Below are 24,500 nucleotides of genomic sequence, written 5' to 3' on the forward strand. Positions count from 1 at the left end.
GGGGGGGGGGTGCGGCCGCGGCGGGGCAACCGGGCCGCGGGCGGGGGCGGCGGGGGCGCCGGGGGGGGGGCCCCCCCCGGGGGGGGGGCCCCCCCGCCCGTCTCTCGCCTCAAATCCGGCCGCCGGTCAGGCGGGTGATCGGGCCGTGTGTACGGCGACCCGCACGACGGCCCGCCAGGTACGACGTGGCGCCCAGCGCCGACAGACCCGCGCCCACACCGGCGACGAGAGCCTTGCGCTGGGCGACCAACGTCCACGTGGTCTTGGCCACCGCCGCGACCTGCCCTGACGCGTCGATGACGGCCTGGCGGCCGGCCTGGACGCGCTCAGCCGCACTGTTCACGACTGCCGTGGCCGTCCCTGCCGTACGCTCCGCCGCGTCCACGACCGCTGACGACGCGTCACCGGCCGTCTCGGTTGCCTTGTCTGCCGCCTTCGACGCGGGAGCGGTCGCCTTCGCCGTGGCGCGCCGGGCCTTGACGGAAGCGCTCTGCCCGGCCTTGGAATCTCGGTTCGTGCCGCTGTTCGATTGACTCATGTATTGCGCGTTGCCGCCCACGCCCATGACAAACACGCTCGGTCGTTGCCGTCACAGCTCCAGGGGCGCATCAGCGACAGGAGGCCCGGCTGCCGGCGTCGTTCAGGGGCATGCGCAAGGGAGACAAACCGTCACACCCATCGAGGAAACGTCATGCATCGATGCGCCTCCACAGCACGCTTCACACCTCGGCACACGCCAGACGACGGCTTCCGCGCGGCCCTGGTGCGCGGAGCGCAATGGTGAGCGGCGGCATGCCCCCGCTGCGGGACCGACACCTGGCCGCGGGTTTCATCGTCATCATGTACGCGCTGCTCGGGGTCCTGGCGGCGTGTCTGATCGTGGCAGGGTTCTCAGGGAGCGACACCGTCGCAGGCGTGGCAGCTGCGATGGGCGGAGCTCTGGGAGGCGTTCTCGCCGTCTGGCGCATCCGCCGCACCCCCGAGGAGGAGCGCGCCGACGACAACTCCACCTAGCCTGCGCCGGGCCGGGCGGTGGCAGCCGTGTCTCATGACATTGCGCGATGCTGGTCACCGATTCGCAACAGACGGCTCCAGGGTGATCGAATACGCCACGGCGTGGCTGAATATGGTCTCTCCAGCTCACGCGGTCACACAGGTGGCCGCCGCAACCACCCTCGGGGGACATCATGACGGTCACGCATCGCCGCAGACAGACCGCGCTCCGGACGCTCGCCCTGAGCGCATGCGCGGCCGGCGTCCTGGCGCTCACCGCCTGCTCCTCCAACTCGCCGGACGGGGCCGCTGCGACACCGGCTGCCACTGCCTCGCCGACCAAGGCCGGGAACGGCGCCAAGGCGACCGCACCCGCCACAGCCACGCCCGCCGGGAAGGTCTCGACGCCGCCCGCCTCCAAGGCGACCCCGCCCCCGGCGTCTCCCACCGGCACGCCCATCGCCGCCGTCACCGAGGGCGGAGACGACGGCTGCGACCACAAGATGCCCATCTCGCCGGACGAGATCGCCGTCTACCGCTACACACCCGAAGGCGGCTCCCTGAGCCTGATCTTCCGGCACGGCAACTGGGGCTGCGGCACACCCGACTCCGACGGCGCGCCCTTCGAGACCGTCGGCAAGGAAACCTATCTGCCGCTGGACCAGGCCGCGTACATCACCGTCACCAACCCCATTGTGACCAGCACCGAGAACCAGCACATCGGCGTCCAGGAGTTCCTGGACTGGCTGGAAGCGCACCCCGACAGCGGTCTGGTCTTCCAGTACCACGTGGGGGCGGACGGAGCCATCGACAGCCTCGAGCAGATCTTCACTCCCTGACACGGACGGGGCGGTGCACCGCGCGGCCCTCGCCGCGCGGCGGGCTCGTGAAGGCGGGCGTAGGACGCCTCAAGGGGTCAGCCGGAACAGGGCGGCGCCATGTGCCGGGAGGTCGAGGTGGAGGGCGCGGCCGTCGTGCGGCAGGTCGGTGTGGGTCCACAGTTCCCGGACCCGGTCCTCGGGCAGCGCGCCGAGAGAGCCCAGCGGCACGTCGATCCGCTGCGGGCCGTCGGCGAGCGAGAAGACGGCGGCATAGCGGGTGCGCCCGTCGGTGTCCCCGGCGGTCCACAGCACCCGGTCCCCCTCCCGGAGCACCTCGCGGTTGTCCCTGCTGTGCCACAGCACCTCGAGCGCCTCGTCGTTGGTGAGGAGGTCGATCGTCTCCTGGGGGCTGGTGGGCAGGTCGCCGCCCACCATCAGCGGGGAGCGGGAGATGAACCACAGGGTCAGCAGGCTGATCTGCTCGGCACGGGTGAGCCGGGACATGCGGTCCTCGCCCCGCTCGGCACGGATGCCGATGTGGCCGAGGGGCAGCATGTCGGCGTCCGCCCAGCCGCGCTCACCCTGCCAGGGGGCCCACCGGGCCATGCGGGAGAACTGCGCCTCGACGTCCTCCCACCGGTCCCACAGGTCGTCGCACACGCGCCACATGGTGGCGTGCTCGCGCAGGTGGTCGAGGTGTGCGAGGGAGACGTCGGTGCCCGGGGAGAGGCTCAGTTCGATGGGCCGGCCGCTGCGGGCTATCGCCCGGGCGTAGGCGCTGATCTCCCGGTCGTGGTACGGGAAGAGCATGTCGTCCGCCTTGATGAAGTCGACGCCCCACTCGGCGAACTGGGCGACCTGGGAGTCGTAGTAGGCCTGGGCGCCGGGGTGGTCGTGGTTCAGGCCGTAGTTGTCGGAGTTCCAGGGGCAGACCGAGCCGGTGTCGGCGATCTCGTCGGCGGTGAAGTCGGTGCCCGCCACGGGCAGTCGGGCGGCGACGGCACGGCGCGGGATGCCGCGCATGACGTGCAGACCGAACCGGAGGCCGAGCTCGTGCACGCGGTCGGCCAGCGGCGCGAAACCGGCGCCGGCCGCCGCCGAGGGAAACCTGTTCGGGGCGGGCAGTTGGCGCCCGTGATCGTCGAGGACCAGAGGGGCGTCCGGGTTGTAGCCGTGGGCGCGGGCCGTGGGCTCGTACCACTGGATGTCGACGACGACGGTGTCCCAGCCGTGCGCAAGCAAGTGCTCCTGCATGAAACGCGCGTTGGCGAGGACCTCTTCCTCGGTGACGGTCGTGCCGTAGCAGTCCCAGCTGTTCCAGCCCATCGGCGGACGCAGGTGCCGTTCGGGGATCGGGCGTGCGGATCGGCTCATGGCTGATCGTCTCCTGTGCGGGTGCGCGTGAACGGTGGACGGATGTCGCTGCGAATCACTACGTCACGCATGATCGCAGCAGGCGCACTTCGCTCAGCCGGCTGCGTCCGGTGTCAGTGGTCCCCGCAGCACGGGGTCGGCTCCGGCACCTCGAACGGGACCAGCACTCCCCCGGCCGCCGGCAGCGTTGCCAGTACGAGTTCGCCGCTCTGCCACTGCGGGCGAACGTGATCGCGTGTCACCAGCAACGTGCCCTCACCAGGGCGCGGCAGATCGTCACCTCGGCCTCGCCCACCCCAACGGGCCCGGCACAGCGCGTCGTTGACCGTCGCCACTCTCTCCAAGTCTTCAACTCAGCAACGGCCCGCGGGACTTGCGCTGCCGCAACTCTTGACGGCCTTGGTGTAGACCTTTAAGTTCACCAGCCAGCAGCCTTCCCATGCATGCAACCCCTCATCACATATGTGAACTCCGTGTTCACCCCTCACCGCCCCCGCCGGCGGCGTCCACCCCCCACCCAGGACGAAAGGCCCCTCCCATGCAACGCCTCGCCCTGCGCTGCGCTCTCGCCCTCTCGCTCGGCCTCACCGCCGTGAGCACCCTCGCCGCGCCCTCCGCCTCGGCCGCCACCGGCACGATCACCGGCCTCGCCGGCAAGTGCCTCGACGTGGCCGGCGCAAGTACGGCCGACGGCACGGCCGTACAGCTCTACGACTGCAACGGCACCGCCGCCCAGCAGTGGACGGTCGGCGCCGACGGCACCATCCGGGCGCTGGGCAAGTGCCTTGACGTCACCGGCAGTTCGACGGCGAACGGCGCGCAGCTGCAGCTCTGGACGTGCGGTGGCGGCGCCAACCAGAAATGGTCGGTCAGCGCCGCGCGCGACATCGTCAATCCGGCCGCCGACAAGTGCCTCGACGTCACCGGCAACTCCTCCGCCAACGGCACCCGCATCCAGATCTGGACGTGCACCGGCGCCGCCAACCAGAAGTGGAACGCGCCCGCCGCGGACGGCGGCACGACTCCGCCCGGCTCCGCGCCCATGGCCGTGGCTCCGTACCTCTACAACGGCTGGGGAAACCCACCCAGCCCCACGACTGTCATGAACGCGACCGGCATCAAGTGGTTCACCCTGGCGTTCGTCCTGAGCAACGGCTACTGCAACCCGCAGTGGGACGGCGGCCGGGCGCTGACCGGCGGGGTCGACCAGCAGACCATCAACACCGTGCGCGCGGGCGGCGGCGACGTCGTCCCGTCCTTCGGCGGCTACAGCGGCAACAAGCTGGAGAGTTCCTGCTCCAGCGCGGGCGAGCTGGCGGCGGCGTACCAGAAGGCCATCAGCACCTACTCGCTCAAGGCGATAGACATCGACCTCGAGGCCGCCGCGTACAGCAGCGCGACCGTGCAGCAGCGGACCGTGGACGCGCTCAAGACCGTCAAGGCCGGCAACCCGGGCCTCAAGGTGTACGTCACGATCGGCACCGGGCAGAGCGGTCCCGACACCAGTCTCATCAATCGGGCCGCGTCGTCCGGGCTGACCGCGGACGCCTGGACGATCATGCCGTTCGACTTCGGCGGCGCGGGCCAGAACATGGGCACACTGACCCAGCGGGCGGCCGAGGGGCTCAAGAGCGCGCTGAAGAACGCGTACGGCTACAGCGACGACGCGGCCTACCGGCACATGGGCATCTCGTCGATGAACGGCATCACCGACGACCACGAGACCGTCACCACCGCCGACTTCCAGACCATCCTCGGCTACGCGCAGGCCCACCACCTGGCGCGGTTGACGTTCTGGTCCGCGAACCGCGACCGCCCCTGCCCGGGCGCCTACCCCAACGACGACACCTGCTCGGGCGTGAGTCAGAGCAACTGGCAGTTCACCAGCATCTTCGCCCGCTACACCGGCTGACAGACGCGCTCCGCGGACCACACGGAAAGGACCGACCAGACCATGAGCACCGTCAGATCCGACTCCACCCGCGCCCTCCTGCGCGTGCTGCTCCTGCTCGCCACGCTGCTGGGCCTCGCGGCCGCACCGCCCGTCGCACGGGCGAGCACCGCCGCCACCCCGTTCAAGGTCCTCGCCCTGTACAGCGGCACCTACGACGCGGCGCACATCGACTTCGACAAGGAGGCGAACGTCTGGTTCCCGCAGCAGGCGACTGCCAACGGTTTCACCTACACGGCCAGCACCAACTGGGACCTGCTCGCCAACGGCGGCGTCAACGCCTACCAAGTCGTGCTGTTCCTGGACGACTTGCCGCAGACGGCAGCCCAACGCGCCGGTTTCGAGGCGTACATGAGGGGCGGCGGCGGCTTCCTGGGATTCCATGTCTCGGCGTTCACGACCGACGCGGCGAGCTGGTCCTGGTATCACAACACGTTCCTCGGCTCGGGCAACTTCGCGTCCAACACCTGGGGCCCGACCGCGGTGACCCTGAAGGTGGAGGACCACACGAACCCGGCCACCGCCAACCTGCCGGCCACCTTCACCTCGTCGGTCAGCGAGTGGTACAGCTGGTCCAGAGATCTGCGCCAGAACCCGGACATCAAGATCCTCGCATCGATCGACCCGAGCAGTTTCCCGGTCGGCACGGACCCCAACCAGTCCTGGTACAGCGGCTACTACCCGATCCTGTGGACCAACACGAAGTACCGGATGCTGTACGCCAACTTCGGCCACAACGCGATGAACTACACCACCAACACACGGCTGTCGTCGACCTTCGCGAGCGCGACCCAGAACCGGTTCCTGCTCGACGGGCTCAAGTGGCTGGGCGGAAACGGCACCACGACCCCGCCGAACGGCGACCCGATCTCGGAGACCGCCTGGTACACCCTGCGGAACGCCGGCAACAGCACGTGCGTGGACGCCCGCTCGGCGGCCACCGCCAACGGGACGGCGATCCAGCAGTACGCCTGCAACGGCACGACGGCACAGCACTACCAGTTCCGGAGCACCGACAGCGGATACCTGCGGATCACCGCCCGCAACAACCCCACCCAGGTGATCGACGTGACCGACCGCTCGACGGCGGACAACGCGGCGTTGCAGCTGTGGGCCTATTCCGGCGGCACGAATCAGCAGTGGCAGCCGGTACGCGAGACGAGCGGGCTCTATCACTTCGTCGCCCGGCACAGCGGCAAGTGCCTGACGGCCGCCGCGGCGGCGACGAACAGTGTCCAGCTCACCCAGCGAACCTGCGACGGTTCGGCCGCGCAGGCCTTCCAACTCGCCGTGCAGTCCTGAGCCACTGCACGGCGGCACACGGGTACCGGTCCACCGGTTAATCGGTTGCCTGCCGCCTCGGCGTTGTGTGGGATTCCGGGACATGACGATGGTGTTGAGCACGCCGACGGCCGGCCAGGTCCGTGAAGCCATGGCGGCGCTGCGGGAGTGGCAGTACGACGAAGCGCCGATGCAGTTGCATCCGGGCGACATCGGCTGGAACCACCGCTTCGGAACGGCAGAGACCACCGCGGTGGTCCGGACCTGGAGCCGGGGCGGACGGATCCTCGCGGTCGGGATGCTGGATGCGCCGACGCTGGTGCGGATGACGGTGGCTCCCGACGCCTTCCAGGACGAGGACTTGGCGCGGCGACTCGCCGAAGATCTCTCGCTGCCGGAGCGCGGCGTGCTGCCGGAAGGAGTCGTGTCCGTCGAAGCGCCGCAGGGTCTGCTGCTCCACGATCTGCTGACCGAGGAGGGCTGGGGTGTCGACGAGCCGTGGACACCGCTTTTCCGCGACCTCACCGACGCCGTGGAGGATCCGGGCGTGTCGATCAAGGCGATCGGCCCGGAGCAGGCCCAGGACTTCGCGGACGTCCTGCGGTCCGCGTTCAACACCAAGAGGCCCACGCGCGCTTACCGTCACCAGATGTCCGCGGCACCGTTCTTCTCCGAGGCCCGCTGTCTGGGTGCCTACGACGACCAGGGCAACCCCACAGCGGTGGTGACGGTCTGGTCGGCCGGCCCCGGAAGGCCGGGGCTGGTCGAGCCGATGGGCGTCCACGCCGACCACCGCGGCCGCGGCTACGGCCGGGCGATCACCCTGGCCGGGGCCGCCGCCCTGCGGGAGTTGGGCTCGTCGAGTGTGCGGGTGTGCACGCCGAGTGCCAACCTCGGCGGCGTCGCCACGTACAAGGCGGCCGGATTCACGGCCATGCCTGAGATCGCCGACCGGATCCGCAAGGTCTGAGGAAGGGTTCCGTGCCGTGAGCACGCACGCGCACCCGCCTTCGAGGCCCCCACTGCCTGCGCCCGGTTCCGATGCCGTACACCTGCCGGTGCCCGGCATCGGAACCATCCGCAGTGCTCCCCGCACGTCATGATGCCCGCCCGGCGTCCGCCCGCGCATTGCCGGTTTCCGGCAGAGTTCACTAAGGTCTGCATGCCGGTGAAGCGCTAAGAACCCGTCACCGGCGCGTCAGGATCGCGGGGGGACGGCGTGACGGAGCGGGAGATACCCGAGCAGTATCTGGACGGCTATGCCCGCATCCTCGCGGACGTCTCGGCCACCGGCCGCCGTCTCACCCGCGCGGAGATCGAGTCCCGGCGCGCACTCGGCGAACAGGCCGCGGACGCCGGCCACGGTCTGCGCGCCCTGGTCGTCACTCACCTCGCCGCGGCCCGCGCCGCCTGGCCGGGCACCCCCGGCTCGGCCGACAGCACACTCGCCGCCGTGCAGCAGGTCATCGACGCCTTCGCCGAAGGCTACGAACGCGCCCAACGCCTGGCGGTGCGTCAGGAGGAGGCCGGCCGCCGGGAGTTCATCGACGACCTCCTCTACGGCCGCAGCGACCTGGGCCGCCTCGCCGAACGCGCCGAGCGCTTCGGGCTGCGCCTGTCCCACGCCCACGCCGTGGCCGTCGCGCAGGGCCCCGCCGCCTACGACGAGGGCGGGGCGGTGCCCCGGCAGGTGGAGCAGGCCCTGATGACCCGCTTCGGCAACCGCGACGTCCTGCTCACCACCAAGGACGGCCGGCTCCTGTGCATCGCCCCCGGCCACGAGGACGAGGTCCTGCCCTACTTCGCCCGGCAGGCGCACGCCGCCACCGACGGCGGCCGGGTCGCCATCGGCCGCCCGCAGCCGGGGCCCGGCGGGGTCGTCCAGTCGTACGAAGAGGCTCTGCGGGCCCTGGAACTGGCGGAGCGGCTCGACCTCGACCAGCCGGTCCTGCGCGCCACCGACCTCCTCGTCTACCCCGTCCTCAGCCGGGACCGGCAGGCGATGGCCGACCTCGTGGTGAACGCGCTCGGCCCGCTCACCACCGCCCGCGGCGGCGCCCAGCCCCTCCTCGACACCCTGACCGCCTACTTCGACTCCGGCTGCGTCGCCGCCGAGGCCGCCCGCCGCCTCTCGCTGAGCGTGCGGGCCATGACGTACCGCCTGCAACGCATCCACCAGCTCACCGGCGCCGACCCGTCCGACCCGGCCCACCGCTACATGCTCCAGACCGCTGTCATCGGCGCCCGGTTGCTGGACTGGCCGAACGTGGAGCTCTGACAGGGGGCAGTACCCCTCTCGGTGCCCGCCGCGCCTGCGCATCGGGTGGTGGGCGTTCCCGAAGGGGCGGATGCTGGACCTCGTCCCGGTGTCCGGGCTTCCGGAACAGAAGTGAGGCCACGATGGCGTACGACGAGGGGCTGGCGGAGCGGATCAGGGAGCGGCTCCTCGCGGACCCGGCCGTCACCGAGAAGAAGATGTTCGGCGGGGTCGCGTTCCTGTACGACGGCAACATGGCTGTCGGCGTCACCGGAGACGACCTCATGGTCCGGGTCGGCCCTGACGCGACCGACACCGCCCTGGCCCGGCCGGGCACACGTGTGTTCGACATGACCGGCCGCCCGATGCGGGGTTGGATCGTGGTCGACGGAGCGGCGGTCGCGGAGGACGACGCGCTCGGCGCCTGGCTGGACGAGGGACGCGCCTTCGCGGCGAGCCTGCCGCCCAAGTAGATCGTCGCTTGACGACAGGGCCCGATCAGCGAGCGCGGTGTTCGGGGTCCGGTTCGGCTGCGGCAGCGACTCCGGTGACGCGCCGGTAGGCGGCCCGGGCGTGGTGGACCCGGGCCATGGCCGTGCCCGCCAGGGCGGCGGTGAACAGGCAGGTGAGCCACAGGGCGTCTCGGTTCGAGGCCCACGTCAGGGTGCCGGCGGGTGGGATCGCGAAGCCGTTGAGGAACACCCAGCAGAGCACGGCCGTGCCCGGGGCCGCGGTGAAGCGGGCCCACAGGCCGAGCAGAGCGGCCAGCAGGGACAGCGCCGCCAGGGCGGGGCCGGGTCGGTCCTGTCCTATGAGGGTGTTGTGCAGCGCCACGAGGGTCAGGGCTCCGCAGCAGGCGGTGGCCCATACCCACCGAGTGGCCACGGGGCGGGGAACGGGCTTTGCCTCACCGCTGAGGGACACCCACTCGATCATGCTGTCAGTTCCTTCCGCTCCGCCGGCTCGGCTCCCGCACGTGGATTGTCCTACGCGGTCGAGCAGTACGGTGACGCCGGTCGCCCGATGGCCGGTCAGTGGCGTGATGTCGTCGACCGGTTCCGCCTCAGCCGCGTCCCTGTGGCCGGCGTGATGCACCACCGCAGGGCGCCCACGTCCTCGGAAGGCCGTGGGCGCCCTACGGAGCGGTGTGCGCTCAGGATGCGTCGACGAGGGTCCGGCCGTCAGCGCGCATGAGCGCGGCGACACCACTCGCGTAGGCGGACTGGACGCGGGACCTCTCGGTCGCGTCCGGTACGGCGTTCGTGCAGGCCGTGCCGGCGCTCGACCCCGACATCAGCTGTGAGCAGGGGCCGGGTTTGGTGTCCGGCAGGCCGAGGCTGTGGCCCAGTTCGTGGGCGGCGATCCGGGTCTTGTCGTACCCCTGGCTCACCGCCTGGCTGCCGAGTTCGACGCGGACCTGCCGGCCCGGGCGAACGGGGCCGAGGGTGGCCTGCGGCCAGCCCGCGGTGGCGACGATCACGATTTCGGCGCCGCTGCCGGGTGCCGCTTCCACGAGCCTGACGTTGCTCACGTTCGCGTTCCACGAGGCGACTCCGGCCGCGATCGCCGATTCCCAGCCTGCGGCGCGGCTGTCGTCGTAGCGCAGGGTCACCACCGCCGCCTGGGCGGTGGGCGGTTCACCTGCGGGGGCGGCGGTCGCGGCGCTCGCCATGGCGAGGACGAGCGCCGCGGCGGATGTGCCTGCCTTGAGCCATGTGCCGAGGGGCATTGCAGCTCCTTCATCCGTGGGGGGGATTTCCGGCGCGATGGTATGCCCTCGACACCCGTTCGGCCATGTACCTGCCATCGAGCACTTCCGTCAATTGTCCTTCCTCTCCAGGGAAGTTGGCCGGTTCAGGCGCTTGCGCGGCCGCTGAACGACGCACGTCACCATGGGCAGATTGAGCATCTGCGCGGGTCCGTCTGAGTACGTCAGCTCAGGAGGCGGCGGCCCCTCGACGGCGAGAGTGGAGGCACACCGAACGACAGGAGAGACACGATGATCACGCCTCGCACCAACAGCCGCACCGCAGCCGGCCTGTGGCCCGAAAAGACCCGCATCGCCGCCGTGTTGGCGAGCGCGATCGCGGTCCTGTCGCTCACCGGATGCGCGGGCTGGGAGTACCGGGAGAACGTCTGCAGCAGTGGCGAATACCCCGTCCTGGCCGTCGGCTCGACCGGTTCCGCCTGCGTCTCGGACAAGGAGGAACCCTCTGCGGGATACGCCAGGTATCCCGAGGGGAAGGTGCCGCAGGAGGTCGGCGACAAGTGGGACGTGTACTGGGAGACCCACACCCTCGACGAGGACGGCAAGACAGTTGACGTCCCGTAGGCACCCTTCTATTCGGGCGCCACGACGCCTGCCGTGGCGAGGGGCTCCTGACCGGGGTGCCGCGCGCCGGAGCATGCGAGGGTGAGGCAGGCGGTCAGAACCAGGACGACGACGGCGGCCCCCGAGAGCAGGAAGGCGTTCTCGACTCCGGCCAGGGTGATGGCCGTCGAGGCCACGAAGGGAGCGATCGACAGGGCTCCTGCCACCCCGGCCTCCCACAGTCCGAGCGCCTTCGCCAGATGCCGGCTCGGGATGCGCTGCTGCACCAGCGCGATCAGGGGGATGTCCGTGAGAGCCGAGGCCAGCCCCGTGGCGGTGAGGAGAAGAGCGGCCACGGTCGTGGAGGTGACCGCTCCCAGCGGCGCCCGGAAGATACCGAGCAGGGCCCACGCCAGCACCGCGGCCAGTGCGAGTCTGCGGATGCGCAGACCCGCCAGGAGCAGGGCGCCTACCACCTCGGCGACCCCGGCGACGCCGAGGAGCAGGCCATACTGACCGCCTTGTCCCACGACGGCGACCAAGCCGACGGTCAGGAAACCGTTGGTCAGGGCGAGGGCGAGCACGAAGGTCACGATGACCACGAGGACGTCGGGAGCGGCCCGTACGGCTCTCAGCCCGGCGCCGAGATCGGCCCACAGTCCCGTCCGGGCGGCGGTCGCGACGGGTCGGGTGACGCGGATGGCTGCCACGGCGGCCGCCGAGCCCAGGAAGGTCAGGCCGTTGACCACCAGCGCCGCCTGCAGCGAGCCGAGGGCCAGCAGCGGCGCGAGCACGAGCGGGCCGACGAAGAAGGCGGCGCGGAAAGCGACTTGCAGGAGTCCGTTGGCCTGCTGGAGGCGGTCGTCCGGCACGATCTGCGTGACGATGGCGTTGCGGGCCGGGGCGAACGGGGCGCCGATCAGCGCCAGCAGCGCTGTGGTCACCACGAGCAGGGGCAGGGTCAGCAGGTCGAGGGCGAGCAGGACCACAGCGGCCGCCACCACGGCGACCCGCGCCAGGTCGGTGGCGATCATCAGCTTCCGGCGGTCGCGGCGGTCGGCGTACGACGCGACGACGAAGGTGGCCACGAACGCGGGCGCGAACGCCGAGACGCTCACCACGGCGACGGCCGTGGGGTCCTTCGTCAGCGACCACGCCAGCCAGGCGGTCGCGGCGGTGTACAGGCCGTCGCCGAAGCGGGAGATGCCCTGGCCGGCGAAGAGAAGCAGGAAGTTGCGGTCCTTCAGCAGTGACATGCCGCCACTGTCGGGTCGTGTCGGGCGGCTGATCCACTTATTAGGCAGACGGCTAATCAGTCGGTCTCGCTCACCTCGCCGTCGCCGTGCAGAAAGCTCTCCAGGCCCGGGGTCAGGCCCGCGACCTGTCCGGGCGCGAGGCGGTACAGGACGTAGTAGCCCTCGCGGCGGCGCTCCAGCAGGCCCGCGTCCGCCAGCACCCGCAGGTGCTTGGACAGGGCGGCCTCGCTGATGCCGACGAGTGGGGCCAACTCCTGGGTGCTGCGCGGGCGTTCGGCGAGCAGTCGCAGGGCCCGCAGCCGGGTGTCGTCGGCGAGCGCGCGCAGTGTGCCGACGAGTCGCGCGGGAGGAATCCTCGGGCGGGCCTCCCGGACGATCGAGGAGACCGGGAAGACGAGCCCGAGGGGCCACGGTCCGTCGCAGTTGACGCGTACGTGCGGCCACACGTAGGCGCTGGGGGCGAGCAGGAGTGTGTCGTCCGGGCCGATGGCGACCTCGTGGTCGTGCGGTCGCTCCAGCCAGAAGCGCTCGGCCCGCGGATCGCTGCGCACCTCCGGCCACAGGCCGCGGAGCATCCCGTACAGGCCGCGCCGCTCGATCTGGTGGCCCGCCTCGCTGACGCCCGCGGCGAGTTCGGGTTCGAGCCGTGCCCATTCCTCCTCGAACGCCTCCCGCCAGTAGCGCTCCAGCATGGTCAGGAACCGTTCGAGCAGGGCGCGGGGGTCGTCGAGGAGCAGCGCGGCCATCGCTGCGTCGCTCTCCGCTGCGAGGCGCTCCCGCAACAGGCGTCGTACCTCCGGTTCGTCGAGCACGCGCGGGTCCCGGCCCTCGTCGCCGCCCGGCCAGGGCGGGAGCAGCGGGACGGCGAACTCCAGCCGAACCAGCTCAGGGTCCGCCGTCCGCAAGGCGGCCAGTTCGCCGGTGAAATCCGTCAGCCCGCCGGTCGGCCGCGGGAAGAGGAACTCGGGGAAGTACGAGCGCACCGCGTAGGAGAACGCCTCGATCTCCCGCTTCAGTGCCGGGGACAGCTTGCGCATCGCCCGCACCCAGCCGTGCTGGACGGGGTGGTGCTTGGGCTCCACCAGCACGTGGAGACTCAGTACGGCTTCCATCGTCGGCGAGTAGGCGAACCCCACCCGTTCGGCACCGCCGGCAGGGATCCGGAACACGATCGTCATGACCCGTCATCCTCGCCGCACGGTGCCAGCTTCGGGAGCCGCGCCGCGCCGCCGGGCGGCCCGGCGGCGCGGGAGAGGCGTCGTGCGTCAGGACGACGGGGTGCCGACGGGGTGCCGTACTGCAGGCCGCGGCCGTTGGTGCCGACATACACCCGGCCGTAGGTGTCGGGGTCGCCGGTGATGACGCCGACGCTGCCGATGGCGCCCCACTGGTGGGCCTTGTCGTTGACGCGGACCCACGTGGCGCCCTTGTCGGTGGAGCGGAAGACGCCGGTGACGTTCTTGACGGTGCCGATCAGGTAGAGGGACTGATAGCGGGTGCCCGGCTTGGCCTTGCCGAAGCCGAGGGCGGAAGCGTGCTGCACGGAATTCAGCGTGCCGAAGGTGCGGCCGCCGTCGGTGGAGTGCAGCAGGCCCTTGTCACCGCCGGAGATCCACAGGTCTCCTGCGACACCGGGGACGGCCACGAGCCTGCCGGAGGGCAGGTTGCCGGCCCGCGCGGTGAACGTCCCCCCGCCGTCGGTGCTGGCGTACAGCGTGCCACCGGACAGCGCGTAGAAGGTCTTCGCCGAGGAACGGTCGGCGACCACCACGGCGTCGGTGCCCAGACCGCCGACCCGCGACCAGCTCGCCCCCTTGTCGGTCGAGCGGTACGGGGCCTGCCCCGCCTCGGTCCACACGATGGCGGAGCCGTCCGCGGCGAGCGCGATGCGGCCGCTGCCGGCGCCCGCCACCGGCTCCGCCTTGAAGCCGTGCCAGGTGCGGCCGCCGTCCGTGGAGTAGGCGCCGTCCTGGTCGCCGCCGGTGCCGACACGGACCATCATCGACGGCTTGGAGTGGGCGAAGTCGATGTCGGTGCTGTTGCTCATCAGCGGGTTCTTCAGCCGCCCGGCGGGCACCTTGCTCAGGTCGTCGTGCCGGAAGCCGCCCTGGTCACCCATGGCGGTGATGACGGTGGCGCCGCCCGGAGGGGCGATCGCGTCCATCAGTGCCGTCTCCTCCAGCCCGCGGGCGCCCATGCTCCAGTGGCTGGTGCCGCCGCTGTCGGAGGCGTTGGCGTCCTTGCTGCGCCAGATGCCGTTGCCGGTGCCGTACAGCACGTGCCCGGAGTTGAACGGATCGATGGCCAGCGCGGTCATCCAGTGCCCCGTGTGCGTGCCGACGAACGGAGCACCGGAGGCGTTCCGCACCGACTTGTCGGCCAGTGCCTTCCAGGTCGCGCCGCCGTCGGTGGTGCGGTAGATCTCGTCCTCCGGCCACCAGCGGTCGAGGGTGGTGACCATCACCGTGGAGGGCTTGCGCGGATCGACGGCCAGACCGGAGAACCCGTAGCCGCCCTGCGAGGGCGAGATGTTCTTCCACGCCCCGCGCTCCGGCGCGTACTTCCACACCGAACCCCCCGTCACGCCGTTGTGCCCGAGGGCGTTGGTGTACGTCACGTACAGCGAGCCGTCACCGGAGACCACACCGTGCTGCGGGAGTTCGCCCGTGGGCTGCCCGGGGACCGCCTGCCAGCTCGCGCCGCCGTCGGTGGAGCGGTACAGGGAGGTGGACTTGTCGCCGACACCCACGTAGATCGTCTTGCTGCCGGCCGGGCCGTACGTCACGAAGGCGATGCCACCACCACTGCCCGCGCCGTCCCGGACGGGGAACGACGAGACCTGACGCCAGGTCACCCCGTAGTCGGTGCTGCGCCACAGGCCGTTCTTACGGGTCCCCAGCAGCAGGGTGGAGTGGTCCGAGGGGTCGATCACCAGCCGCTCGCCCGCCCCGCGGCCGGGTTCGTTGCCGCCCAGCTTGAACGGCAGATCGGTGCGCTTGAAGGTGCGGCCCCGGTCGGTGGAACGCAGGATCGCCCCGTTGCCCGCCCAGTCGTTGGTGTAGGTACCTGTGCCGAGGTAGAGCCGCTTGGGGTCGACCGGGTCGGTGGCCACCGAGTCGATGCCCAGCAGGTTCCAGTCCTTCTCACCGAGCCAGTCGGTCAACGGGATCCACTGCTGCGCCCCGGTGTCCCAGCGGTACGCGCCACCCATGTCGGTGCGCGCGTACAGCAACCCCTTCTCCTTCGGGTTGAACACCAGCCCGGTGACGTAACCCCCGCCCACGACCTGGGCGTTCTTCCACACGTACGACGCGCTCGCGGCCGCCCCGGACGTGCCGCTCCCGGCCACCTTCACCAGCTTCCACCGCTGCCCCGCGCTGTCTGTGCCGGGAGCCTGGACCACCGCCGCGCCTGTGGCCGTCGAGCCGCCCGCGACGCTCAGAACCAGGGCGCTCCTGCGGGAGGTGAGCGTCACGGCTCCCGAGCCGCCCGCCTCGTCGATCCGCCACTCCTGCGAGGTGGCCGAACTGTCGGTCTGCTGCTCGGCGGTGGCCGACTTCGCGGTCGAATTGCCGGTGATCCCCAGCACCTTGCCGCTGTTGCGGTTCACCAGCTCGTAGTAGCCGCCCCCGGCGGGCTTGAGCCGCCACTGCTGGTTGGCGGTGTTCCGGTCGGTCCACTGCTGGATCCGGGTGCCGTCGGCCGTGGAGTACCCGTCGACGTCCAGCACCTTGCCGCTGCCCACCGACACCAGCCGGTAATAGGCGTCGCCGTCGACGGTCGCCGCCTGCGAGTCCTCCTGCGCGAACAGCAGATACGGCACCAGGATGGCCGGCACGCCCAGCACCAGGCCGGTCGCGGTCCACCGCCGACGGTGCCGTCCGCCGTTCGTGGGGTTTCTCATGGGGGGTGTTCTCCTTGCAGCCGTTCACCAGTGGAAGCGCGGATCCGACCCGTGATGACCGAACCCGCTTCCTGGTTGCCGCAGGAACCGCCCAGGTTGCCGTGCGATCCAAAATTTCTTCAGGCGAGCCAAGCCGCCCAACATCCCATGTCTGACGCGACGCCAGGCGCCGGCCAGCCAAACTTCCGTACACAGCCGGTGTTTTGTGTCGCGACTCTAGACACGGGCAACGTTCATGCCTGTTAATCCATCCCACGTGTTCATCCATCCCACGTGTCGAATGAGCGGAACGACGAGACCAGCTGCCGACTGAGCCTCCTGCGCCCAGTTCTCGTCTGCCCAGCCCTTCGACCATCGTTCGAAAAATCGAACACCAAGAACGTCACAGCACGCCTGTCCAGCAGCCCCGGACGGGGCAGAGGGAACCGCTCACTCAAGGAATGAGGTCCCCCATGCACAGACGTACGTTCAGCCGCAGGCACCTGCCCCTGGTGCTCGCGGCCCTGGTCGCCTCGGCGGCGACGCTCGTCGCCAACCCCGCTCAGGCGGCCTCCAGTGGCGCCTTGCGCGGCACCGGCTCCGGCCGATGCCTCGATGTACCGGGCGCCGCCCAGACCGACGGCACCAACCTGCAGATCTGGGACTGCCACGGCGGGACCAACCAGCAGTGGACGCTCACCGACAACAACCAGCTGACCGTCTACGGCAACAAGTGTCTCGACGTCCCGGGCCACGCCACCACGGCCGGGACCCGGCCGGTGATCTGGTCCTGCAACGGCGGCACCAACCAGCAGTGGCGGGTCAACTCCGACGGCACCGTCGTCGCCGTGGAGTCCGGACTGTGCCTGGACGTCTCCGGCGCCGCCACCGCCAACGGCACGGCAGTACAGCTCTGGAACTGCAGCGGCGGCAGCAACCAGAAGTGGACCGGCCTGGGCTCGTCCAACTCGTGTGCTCTGCCGTCGACGTACCGGTGGAGCTCGACCGGCGCGCTGGCGCAGCCGGCGAACGGCTGGGTCTCGCTCAAGGACTTCACCAACGTGACGTACAACGGCAAGCACCTGGTCTACGGCTCGACCGTCAACCAGTCCGGGTCATACGGCTCGATGGGCTTCGCTCCCTTCACGAACTGGTCCGACATGGCGTCGGCCGGCCAGACCGGGATGAACTCAGGCACGGTCGCGCCCACCCTGATCTACTTCGCGCCCAAGAACATCTGGGTACTGGCGTCCCAGTGGGGTCAGTGGCCCTTCTTCTACCGCACCTCCACCGACCCCACCAACCCCAACAGCTGGTCCGCGCCGCAGGCGCTGTTCACCGGCAGCCTCCCGGGCGGCGCCGCGCCGATCGACCAGACCCTGATCGCCGACGACCAGAACATGTACCTGTTCTTCGCCGGGGACAACGGCAGCATCTACCGGGCGAGCATGCCGATCGGGAACTTCCCGGGCAACTTCGGCTCGTCGTACACGACGGTCATGAGCGACACGGTGAAGAACCTGTTCGAAGCACCGGAGGTGTACAAGGTCCAGGGCCAGAACCAGTACCTCATGATCGTCGAGGCCCGGGGTGCGAGCGAGCAGCGCTTCTTCCGCTCCTTCACCGCCACCAGCCTGAACGGTTCCTGGACCCCGCAGGCCGCCACCGAGTCCAACCCCTTCGCGGGCAAGGCCAACAGCGGCGCCACCTGGACCAACGACATCAGCCACGGTGACCTGGTCCGCAACAACCCCGACCAGACCAAGACCATCGACCCCTGCAACCTGCAACTCCTCTACCAGGGGCTGTCCCCCAACACACCGCCGGGCACCGACTACAACATGCTGCCGTGGCGGCCGGGTCTGCTCACCCTGCAGCGCTGACCCACGGGCACGGCACCGGCTTCCGGTGCCGTGCCCGCCAACCCGCTGATTCAGCCATCACTCGCAAAGAGGACGCCCGCATGAGAAAGCCCTGGATCCTGCCCGTGCTCACCCTTGTCGCCACCACACTCGGGGTGACGGCGACAGGTGCAGCTCCTGCCTCCGCCGCCCCCAACACCCCCTTACGCGTCATGCCGTTGGGCGACTCGATCACCTGGGGTGTGGGGAGCAGCACGGGTAACGGCTACCGAGGTCCGCTGTGGAACCAGCTCGCCGGGGACGGCCACCCGCTGGACTTCGTCGGCACGGTGCGCAACGGTTCGATGTCCGACCCCGACAACGAGGGCCACTCCGGGTACCGCACCGACCAGATCGCCGCCCTCGCCGACGCCTCGCTGACCCGCTACCGGCCCAACGTGGTGACGCTGCACATCGGTACCAACGACCTGCAAGGGGCCTCCGAGGTCGACAGCGCGATCGCCCGGCTGAGGTCGCTGGTCAACCAGGTCACCGCCGACGTCCCCGACGCGACCGTCCTCGTCGCCTCCCTGGTCGTGTCCACCAGCAGCTCCGAGGAGCGGTGGCGGGGCACGTACAACCAGGCCACCCGCCAGATCGTCAGTGACGCACAGGCCGCGGGCAAACACGTCGGGTTCGTCGACATGAGCGGCCTGACCACGGCCGACCTGGCCGACTCGCTGCATCCCAACGACGCCGGCTACCAGAAGATGGCCGACGCCTTCCACCGCGGCATCCAGGCCGCAGACAGCGCGGGGTGGCTGAAGAACCCCGCCCCCGCCCCGGCGCACGTCCAGTCCGGCATCGCCGGCAAGTGCATGGACGTCAACGGCGCCGGCACCGCCGACGGGACCGCCGTCCAGACCTGGAGCTGCGCCGACAGCGCCAACCAGTACTGGTCCGCCTACACCGACGGCACCCTGCGCTCCATGGGCAAGTGTCTCGACGCCGCCGGCGGGGCCGTCGCCAACGGCACCAAGGTGCAGCTCTGGACCTGCCACGGGGGCGCCAACCAGGTGTGGCAGCCCTACAACGGCGGCTACCGCAACCCCGCCTCCGGCCGCTGCCTCGATGTTCCGGGCGCGTCCACAGCCGACGGCGCGCAGCTCCAGTTGTGGGACTGCCACGGCGGCACCAACCAGAAGTGGACCACCCTGACCGCCGGATGACCCGGGCCGGGGTCCGAGCCTGGCTCGGATCCCGGGCGAGACGGCGAGGTACGGCAGTCCTGCCGCCGGTGTCACCGGCGGCAGGACTGCCGTACCAGGGTCAGTGGGTGAGGTGTACGTCAGGCACGGCGCCGGCCGTGGGGCCGGTGCCGAGGCTGAACGTGTCCACGTCGAACAGCGCTCCCCCGCCGCCGGTGAACCGGAGGAACAACGGACCCGAAGCGGAGCCGGTGAGGGTCGCGGTCCGGGTCGTGAAGGTCTCCCAGCCGCCGGTCACCGGCACCGCCACGGTGGCGAGCAGGGTGCCGGTGGCCGAGCCCGAGCGGACCTCGATCGTGCCGCCCGCGCCCGCCGAGGACACCTTCGCCGTGAACGTCCTGGCGCCCGCGGTGGACACGGACGCATACCCGGCCCAGTCACCGTTGTCGATGTACCCGAGCGTCTGTCCGCCGCTCGCCGGGCCGTGCGCGGCCGGCTGCACGCCGGAGCCGGAGGTGTACGCCTCGGCCTCGACCTGGCCGGTGCCCGCCGGGGCCGAGCAGTCGGCCGCCGCCTGCCCGCCCGTGTAGCGCACCGCGCCGAGCAGCAGGGAGCGGAACGCCGGGTCGGTGTAGGAGGCGATGGTGTGGCCGAGCCCGGTGTAGAAGGAGCGGCCCTGCCCCTGGCGGTGGCACCAGGTGATGGGGTGGTCGGCGCCCATCGAGCCGCCGCTGTAGGTGCTTTCGTCCAGGGTCTGCAGGACGTGCACACCGGCGCGGGGGTTGGTGCGGTAGTTGTACCACTCGTCGGTGCGGGTCCAGGTCGCGCCGAGATGGGAGGTGGCCGGGTGGGTGCGGTCCTCGGTGCGGATCGTGGCCTGCTGGATCGCGGGATGGCTCTGGAACCACGCGCCGACCAGCTGGCCGTAGTACGGCCAGTCGTACTCGGTGTCGGCGGCGGCGTGCACGCCGAGATAGCCGCCTCCGGAGTCGACGTAGGTCTGAAGGGCGGTCTGCTGGGCGGTGTTGAGGACATCGCCGGTGGTGTTCAGGAAGACCACGGCCTCGTAGCCGGCGAGGTTCGCGGCGGTGAAGGCGCCGGGGTCCTCGGTGGCGGTGACGGAGAAGTCGTTCTGTGCGCCGAGGGTGCGCAGGGCGTCGATGCCGGCCGGGATCGCGTCGTGCCGGAACCCGGCCGTCCGGGAGAACACGAGGACCTCGAAGGAGGCCGCGTGTGCCGTGTGCACCGGGGCCACGAGGGCTCCCAGTACGGCCAGGGCCAAGGCCGTCGCGCCGCGGCGCAGCCGTCGCGTCAGGGTGGTCATGGTCATCACTCCTTCCGTGCCGCGGAGGCGAGCGTGAACGTGTCGACGTCGAAGAGGCTGCCGGTTCCTCCGGTGAAGGTGAGGAAGAGCGGGCCCGTTCCCGCGCCGTTGAGCGTGGTGGTGACGGTGGTGAAGGTGTCCCAGCTCCCGGTCACCGGCACCGTCACGGAGCCGAGCAGCGGCCCGGTCTGCGAGCCGGAGCGGAACTGGAGGGTGCCGCCGGCGCCGGCGGAGGAGACCCGGGCGGAGACGGAGGTCGCGCCTGCCGTGGAGACGGAGGCGTAGCCCGCCCAGTCGCCGTTGTCGATGTAGCCCAGGGTCAGTCCGCCGCTCGCGGACCCGTGCGCGGCGGACTGGACGCCCGCGGCGGAGCTGTACGACTCCGCCTCCCATGGTGTGGTCGTGGCGGAGCCGGAGCCGAGGGTGAAGGCGTCGACGTCGAAGAGGCTGCCCTGCCCGGTCGGGCCGCGGAACACCAGGAACAGCTCGGTGGTCCCGGCGGGTGCGCCGGAGAGGTTGGCGGTGACGTCGGTGAAGGTGTCCCAGCCGCCGGTCACCGGCACCGTGGCGGTGCCGAGCAGGGTGCCGGTGGCGGACCCGGCGCGGACCTGGAGTGTGCCGCCCGCGCCGCCGGAGGACACCCGGGCGGTCAGCTTCGTGGCGCCCGCGAGGACGTACGGCTTGAACGAGATCCAGTCGCCGTCGTCGGTGTAGCCGACCGTCCTGCCGCCCTCGGCGGCGGCGTGGTTGGCGATCTCGATGCCGGACTGGGCGCCGAAGTGCTCACCCTGCCGGTGGCGGGGTTGCAGGGTGCGCACCGAGTGCGTGGTCAGGCCGCCCGCGTCGGTGTACTCGGCGTCGAGGACTCCGTAGAGGTTGGCGGCGCTGTCGTGCTCCCCGTCGGCGGGCACGGTCAGGTTGCCCTGGCAGCCGTTGGTGGAGGTGATGGCGTGGGTGTGGCTGTCATGGCCGAGGAGATAGGTGACCTTGACCTTGGAGCAGTCGACGGTGCCGTCCTCGGGATCGCTGACCTGCCCCCGGAAGGGCACGGTGTCGCCGAAGGCGAACGGCTGGCCGTCCGGGGGCTGTTGCAGGGTCACCGTCGGCGCGGTGTTGCCCGCGGTGACCACCAGGCTCGCGGTGCCCGTCAGCCCTTGCGGGTCGCGGACCGTGAGGGTGGGCCGGTAGGTGCCGGCCGTGGTGTAGGTGTGGCTGGGGCCGGCCTCGGTCGACGTGGTGCCGTCGCCGAAGTTCCAGGAGTAGGTGAGCGCTCCGCCCTCGGGGTCGGAGCTTCCCTGGGCGGAGAACCGCACGGTGAGCGGGAGGGCTCCGGAGGTGCGGTCGGCGGACGCCCGGGCCACCGGGTTGCGGTTGCTGCCCGCGATGTACTCGATGCGGTACAGGGCCTGGTTGTTGCTGCCGGATCCGTAGTCCAGGACGTACAGCGCGCCGTCCGGGCCGAAGTCGGTGTCCATCACCTGGGTGCCGGTCCAGGGGACGTTCTCGATCGTGCCGTAGCTGCCGTCGCCCTTCACCTCGACGGCCTTGATCCACCGGCGCCCGTACTCGGCGGCGAAGAAGCGGCCGTCGAGGGACTGCGGGAACTTCACCGTGGACGTCGAGCCGGCGTCGTACCGGTAGACCTCGCCACCCATCGGCGACTCGGACCCGCTGCCGAACTCGGGCGGTGAGCCGTCCAGACCGTACTTGATCCAACTCGGCTTGCCGGGCGGGAGCTTGGCCTGGCCGGTGTTGCGGAAGGAGTTGTTGGCGGGACCGCCCGGGCAGTCGTACTTCGCTCCGGAGGGGCCGCTGGGGAAGGTGTACTCGTTGTACGTCTCGCTCGTGGTGTTGGTGCCGGTGCAGTACGGCCAGCCGTAGTTGCCGGGCGCCGTGATGCGGTCGAACTCGACCTGCCCGCCCGGTCCGCGGTTCGGATCGGTGCCGCCGGCGTCGGGGCCGTAGTCGCCGAGGTAGACCGTGCCGGTGGGGCGGTCCACGGACATGCGGAACGGATTGCGGAAGCCCATCGCGTAGATCTCGGGGCGGGTGCCCGCGGTGCCCGGTGCGAAGAGGTTGCCCGCGGGGACGGTGTAGCCGCCGGCGGCGGTCGGTTTGATCCGCAGGACCTTGCCGCGCAGGTCGTTGGTGTTGCCGGCGCTGCGCTGGGCGTCGAACTGCGGGTTGCGGTTGGTACGTTCGTCGAGCGGCGCGTACCCGGCGGAGTCGAACGGGTTGGTGTCGTCGCCCGTGGTCAGATACAGGTTCCCGGCCGCGTCGAAGTCCAGGTCACCGCCGACGTGGCAGCACTGGCCGCGGTCGTTGGGCACCTCCAGGAGGACCTTCTCGCTCGCGGGGTCCAGGGTGCCGTCGGCGCGCAGCGTGAACCGGGACAGGTTGAGGTGTCCCTTCCAGCGCTCGAAGTCGGCGGCGCTGCCGGTGACGGGCGCGTCGCCGGCCGGGGTGTCCAGCTTCGGGGAGTAGTAGACGTAGATGTACCGGTTGGCGGTGAAGGAGGGGTCGACGGCGATGCCCTGCAGGCCCTCCTCGTCATGGGTGTAGACGTCGAGTTTGCCGACCTGCCTGGTGTTGCCCGCGGCGTCGGTGAGCCGGATCGTGCCGTCGCGGGCGGTGTGCAGGGCGGACCGGTCGGGCAGGACGGCCAGGGACATGGGTTCGCCCAGCTCTGCCGCGCCGAGGGCGAGTTGGACCTGCTGGTAGTCGCCGGGCGGGAGGTCGGCCGGGGCGGCGGAGGCCGGGCCCGCCGTGACGGCGGCGGCCAGGAGAAGCGCGAGCGCGGTGAGCGTTCTCAGCCCCGCGCGAGGGCGCCGAAACATGGGGGTGTCCTTCCTGACGTGCGGGTGTCAGGCAAGGCGCGCGCCGGCCGCGCTTGCCGGGGTGTGGCGGTGCGGGGCACGGCGAAAAGCCGCCGGGCCCTGGTGCATTCGGTGCGCAGCGCGGATAAATTACGCCTTGAACTAAGTGAGTTCAGGCGTCCGCGGATCTCTTGCATGCTGCGGGGCACCGCTGCAATTGTCAAGAGCCTGTCAATATTGCACCAAGCGGTGCCCAGGACGATCAGGCAGCGGCCACGCGGAGGCGGTACCGCCTCCTCTCCCCCGCGGGCACCCCCAACTCCCCCGCGGGCGGCCCCTCACTCCCCCGCGGGCGGCTCGAAAGGCTGAGGTTCTCCGGCGCTCAGGTGTCCCCTCAGCCACTGCTCGGTGTTGCTCACGTGCAGCAGCGCGGCCGCCTGGCTGAGGGCGGCGTCACGGGTGGACAGCGCGTTGAAGATCGCCTCGTGCTCGGCGAGGGTGCGGCCTCCGGCCTTGTCGTCGACCAGGCCGCGCCAGATGCGGGCCCGCAGGGTACGGCCCGAGATGCCTTCCAGGAGGGTCAGGAGCGTCTCGTTGCCCGTGGCCAGGACGACGGCGCGATGGAAGGCGGCGTCGTGGGCGTTGAGCAGTTCGACGTCGTCGCGCGCCTCCCGCATGGCGTCCAGATGCCGCTTCACCTCGGCCAATTGATCGTCGGAGATCCGGGTGGCGGCCAGGGCCGTCGCCATCGGTTCGAGGAGCCGCCGTACCTCCATGAGGTCCTGCAGGGCGACCGCGTCGCCCTGCAGCAGCTCCACCGCACCGCCGAGCCCCTCCAGGAGCAGGCTCGGCTGGAGGCTGGTGACATAGGTGCCGTCACCGCGCCTGACCTCCAGCACGCGCGCCACGGCCAGTGCCTTGACCGCCTCGCGGGCGAGGTTGCGGGACAGTCCCAGCTGGGCGGCGAGGTCCGGCTCCGGCGGGAGTTTCGACCCGGGCGGCAGCGCTCCGGTCCGGATCAGTTCACGGATCTGCTCGATCGCCTTGTCCGTCAGTGACACCGCTCGCCCCTCCCCCTCGGCGTGCCCCGCGAGCACGTCCGACCTGTTCCAGAGTCCTCATACCGAGGGTGACCTTGATGATAGTGGGTACGGCGAAGCCCCCAGCAGCTACATGAACGGCAT

At 70.8% G+C, this 24,500-nt stretch carries 19 protein-coding genes and 1 pseudogene; 10 read left to right on the top strand and 10 right to left on the bottom strand.

Features of this window, described 5'->3' with window-relative positions; translation table 11 throughout:
• Positions 1 to 109 precede the first annotated feature (109 nt).
• On the bottom strand, positions 110 to 538 hold the full coding sequence (locus ACFUO4_RS30730; protein ID WP_383490968.1) for a hypothetical protein: 429 nt from the start codon (positions 536 to 538) through the stop codon (positions 110 to 112).
• A gap of 254 nt (positions 539 to 792) precedes the next feature.
• On the opposite strand from ACFUO4_RS30730, the gene ACFUO4_RS30735 reads away from it, so the two are divergent.
• Together ACFUO4_RS30735 and ACFUO4_RS30740 are read left to right on the top strand one after the other, a co-directional pair.
• Positions 793 to 1,014, top strand: a complete 222-nt coding sequence (locus ACFUO4_RS30735) for a hypothetical protein (protein WP_383490970.1) — start codon at positions 793 to 795, stop codon at positions 1,012 to 1,014.
• Positions 1,015 to 1,187: 173 nt separating this feature from the next.
• Positions 1,188 to 1,832, top strand: a complete 645-nt coding sequence (locus ACFUO4_RS30740; RefSeq protein ID WP_383490972.1) for a hypothetical protein — start codon at positions 1,188 to 1,190, stop codon at positions 1,830 to 1,832.
• A gap of 69 nt (positions 1,833 to 1,901) precedes the next feature.
• On the opposite strand, the gene ACFUO4_RS30745 is transcribed toward ACFUO4_RS30740, so the two are convergent.
• On the bottom strand, positions 1,902 to 3,188 hold the full coding sequence (locus ACFUO4_RS30745) for a glycoside hydrolase family 27 protein (RefSeq protein WP_383490974.1): 1,287 nt from the start codon (positions 3,186 to 3,188) through the stop codon (positions 1,902 to 1,904).
• Positions 3,189 to 3,726: 538 nt separating this feature from the next.
• On the opposite strand from ACFUO4_RS30745, the gene ACFUO4_RS30750 reads away from it, so the two are divergent.
• From ACFUO4_RS30750 to ACFUO4_RS30770, 5 genes are all read left to right on the top strand, one after another.
• On the top strand, positions 3,727 to 5,100 hold the full coding sequence (locus ACFUO4_RS30750; protein ID WP_383490976.1) for a ricin-type beta-trefoil lectin domain protein: 1,374 nt from the start codon (positions 3,727 to 3,729) through the stop codon (positions 5,098 to 5,100).
• A 42-nt stretch (positions 5,101 to 5,142) separates the two neighbouring features.
• Positions 5,143 to 6,441 carry a ThuA domain-containing protein gene (locus tag ACFUO4_RS30755; RefSeq protein WP_383490978.1) on the top strand — a complete coding sequence of 433 codons (1,299 nt, stop codon included), beginning with the start codon at positions 5,143 to 5,145 and terminating at the stop codon, positions 6,439 to 6,441.
• A gap of 82 nt (positions 6,442 to 6,523) precedes the next feature.
• Positions 6,524 to 7,390 carry a GNAT family N-acetyltransferase gene (locus tag ACFUO4_RS30760; protein WP_383490980.1) on the top strand — a complete coding sequence of 289 codons (867 nt, stop codon included), beginning with the start codon at positions 6,524 to 6,526 and terminating at the stop codon, positions 7,388 to 7,390.
• A gap of 249 nt (positions 7,391 to 7,639) precedes the next feature.
• Entirely contained in the window at positions 7,640 to 8,698 is a 1,059-nt protein-coding gene (locus ACFUO4_RS30765; protein ID WP_383490982.1) for a PucR family transcriptional regulator, read from the top strand.
• Positions 8,699 to 8,820: 122 nt separating this feature from the next.
• A complete protein-coding gene (locus ACFUO4_RS30770; protein WP_383490984.1) occupies positions 8,821 to 9,150 on the top strand; it encodes a TfoX/Sxy family protein in 330 nt (109 codons plus the stop codon).
• 25 nt (positions 9,151 to 9,175) lie between these two features.
• On the opposite strand, the gene ACFUO4_RS30775 is transcribed toward ACFUO4_RS30770, so the two are convergent.
• Both ACFUO4_RS30775 and ACFUO4_RS30780 read right to left on the bottom strand, forming a co-directional pair.
• On the bottom strand, positions 9,176 to 9,613 hold the full coding sequence (locus ACFUO4_RS30775) for a hypothetical protein (protein ID WP_383490986.1): 438 nt from the start codon (positions 9,611 to 9,613) through the stop codon (positions 9,176 to 9,178).
• Positions 9,614 to 9,830: 217 nt separating this feature from the next.
• Positions 9,831 to 10,406, bottom strand: coding sequence for a snapalysin family zinc-dependent metalloprotease (locus ACFUO4_RS30780; RefSeq protein ID WP_383490988.1), 576 nt, complete (start codon positions 10,404 to 10,406; stop codon positions 9,831 to 9,833).
• A gap of 270 nt (positions 10,407 to 10,676) precedes the next feature.
• Between ACFUO4_RS30780 and ACFUO4_RS30785 the strand changes: the two genes are divergently transcribed.
• Positions 10,677 to 11,009 carry an SCO0607 family lipoprotein gene (locus tag ACFUO4_RS30785; RefSeq protein WP_383490990.1) on the top strand — a complete coding sequence of 111 codons (333 nt, stop codon included), beginning with the start codon at positions 10,677 to 10,679 and terminating at the stop codon, positions 11,007 to 11,009.
• A gap of 8 nt (positions 11,010 to 11,017) precedes the next feature.
• Here the strand turns inward: ACFUO4_RS30785 and ACFUO4_RS30790 are convergent, their stop codons facing one another.
• From ACFUO4_RS30790 to ACFUO4_RS30800, 3 genes are read right to left on the bottom strand one after another with little or no spacing between them, the layout of a single operon-like run.
• Positions 11,018 to 12,244, bottom strand: a complete 1,227-nt coding sequence (locus tag ACFUO4_RS30790) for an MFS transporter (RefSeq protein WP_383490992.1) — start codon at positions 12,242 to 12,244, stop codon at positions 11,018 to 11,020.
• Positions 12,245 to 12,300: 56 nt separating this feature from the next.
• Positions 12,301 to 13,422: a DUF5937 family protein gene (locus ACFUO4_RS30795; RefSeq protein WP_383490994.1), complete on the bottom strand. Its 1,122-nt coding sequence runs from the start codon at positions 13,420 to 13,422 to the stop codon at positions 12,301 to 12,303.
• Complete coding sequence (locus ACFUO4_RS30800) at positions 13,419 to 16,148, bottom strand: RICIN domain-containing protein (RefSeq protein WP_383490996.1); 2,730 nt, start codon at positions 16,146 to 16,148, stop codon at positions 13,419 to 13,421. The genes ACFUO4_RS30795 and ACFUO4_RS30800 overlap by 4 nt, the downstream gene beginning before the upstream one ends.
• 452 nt (positions 16,149 to 16,600) lie before the next feature.
• Between ACFUO4_RS30800 and ACFUO4_RS30805 the strand changes: the two genes are divergently transcribed.
• Together ACFUO4_RS30805 and ACFUO4_RS30810 are read left to right on the top strand one after the other, a co-directional pair.
• On the top strand, positions 16,601 to 18,010 hold the full coding sequence (locus ACFUO4_RS30805; protein ID WP_383490998.1) for a non-reducing end alpha-L-arabinofuranosidase family hydrolase: 1,410 nt from the start codon (positions 16,601 to 16,603) through the stop codon (positions 18,008 to 18,010).
• Positions 18,011 to 18,090: 80 nt separating this feature from the next.
• Positions 18,091 to 19,197 (top strand): ricin-type beta-trefoil lectin domain protein, encoded by a 1,107-nt coding sequence (locus tag ACFUO4_RS30810; RefSeq protein ID WP_383491000.1) that lies wholly within the window; start codon positions 18,091 to 18,093, stop codon positions 19,195 to 19,197.
• 103 nt (positions 19,198 to 19,300) lie between these two features.
• Here ACFUO4_RS30810 and ACFUO4_RS30815 read toward each other — a convergent pair.
• The 3 genes and pseudogenes from ACFUO4_RS30815 to ACFUO4_RS30825 form a co-directional block, all read right to left on the bottom strand.
• Positions 19,301 to 20,500, bottom strand: a pseudogene (locus tag ACFUO4_RS30815) (ThuA domain-containing protein); the annotation flags it as partial.
• A gap of 5 nt (positions 20,501 to 20,505) precedes the next feature.
• Positions 20,506 to 23,337: a carbohydrate-binding protein gene (locus ACFUO4_RS30820; RefSeq protein ID WP_383491002.1), complete on the bottom strand. Its 2,832-nt coding sequence runs from the start codon at positions 23,335 to 23,337 to the stop codon at positions 20,506 to 20,508.
• 317 nt (positions 23,338 to 23,654) lie between these two features.
• Positions 23,655 to 24,377: a FadR/GntR family transcriptional regulator gene (locus tag ACFUO4_RS30825; RefSeq protein WP_383491004.1), complete on the bottom strand. Its 723-nt coding sequence runs from the start codon at positions 24,375 to 24,377 to the stop codon at positions 23,655 to 23,657.
• Positions 24,378 to 24,500 lie beyond the last annotated feature (123 nt).

Source organism: Streptomyces sp. NPDC057280 (assembly GCF_042668605.1).
In the GTDB taxonomy this organism is placed as follows: Bacteria; Actinomycetota; Actinomycetes; order Streptomycetales; family Streptomycetaceae; genus Streptomyces.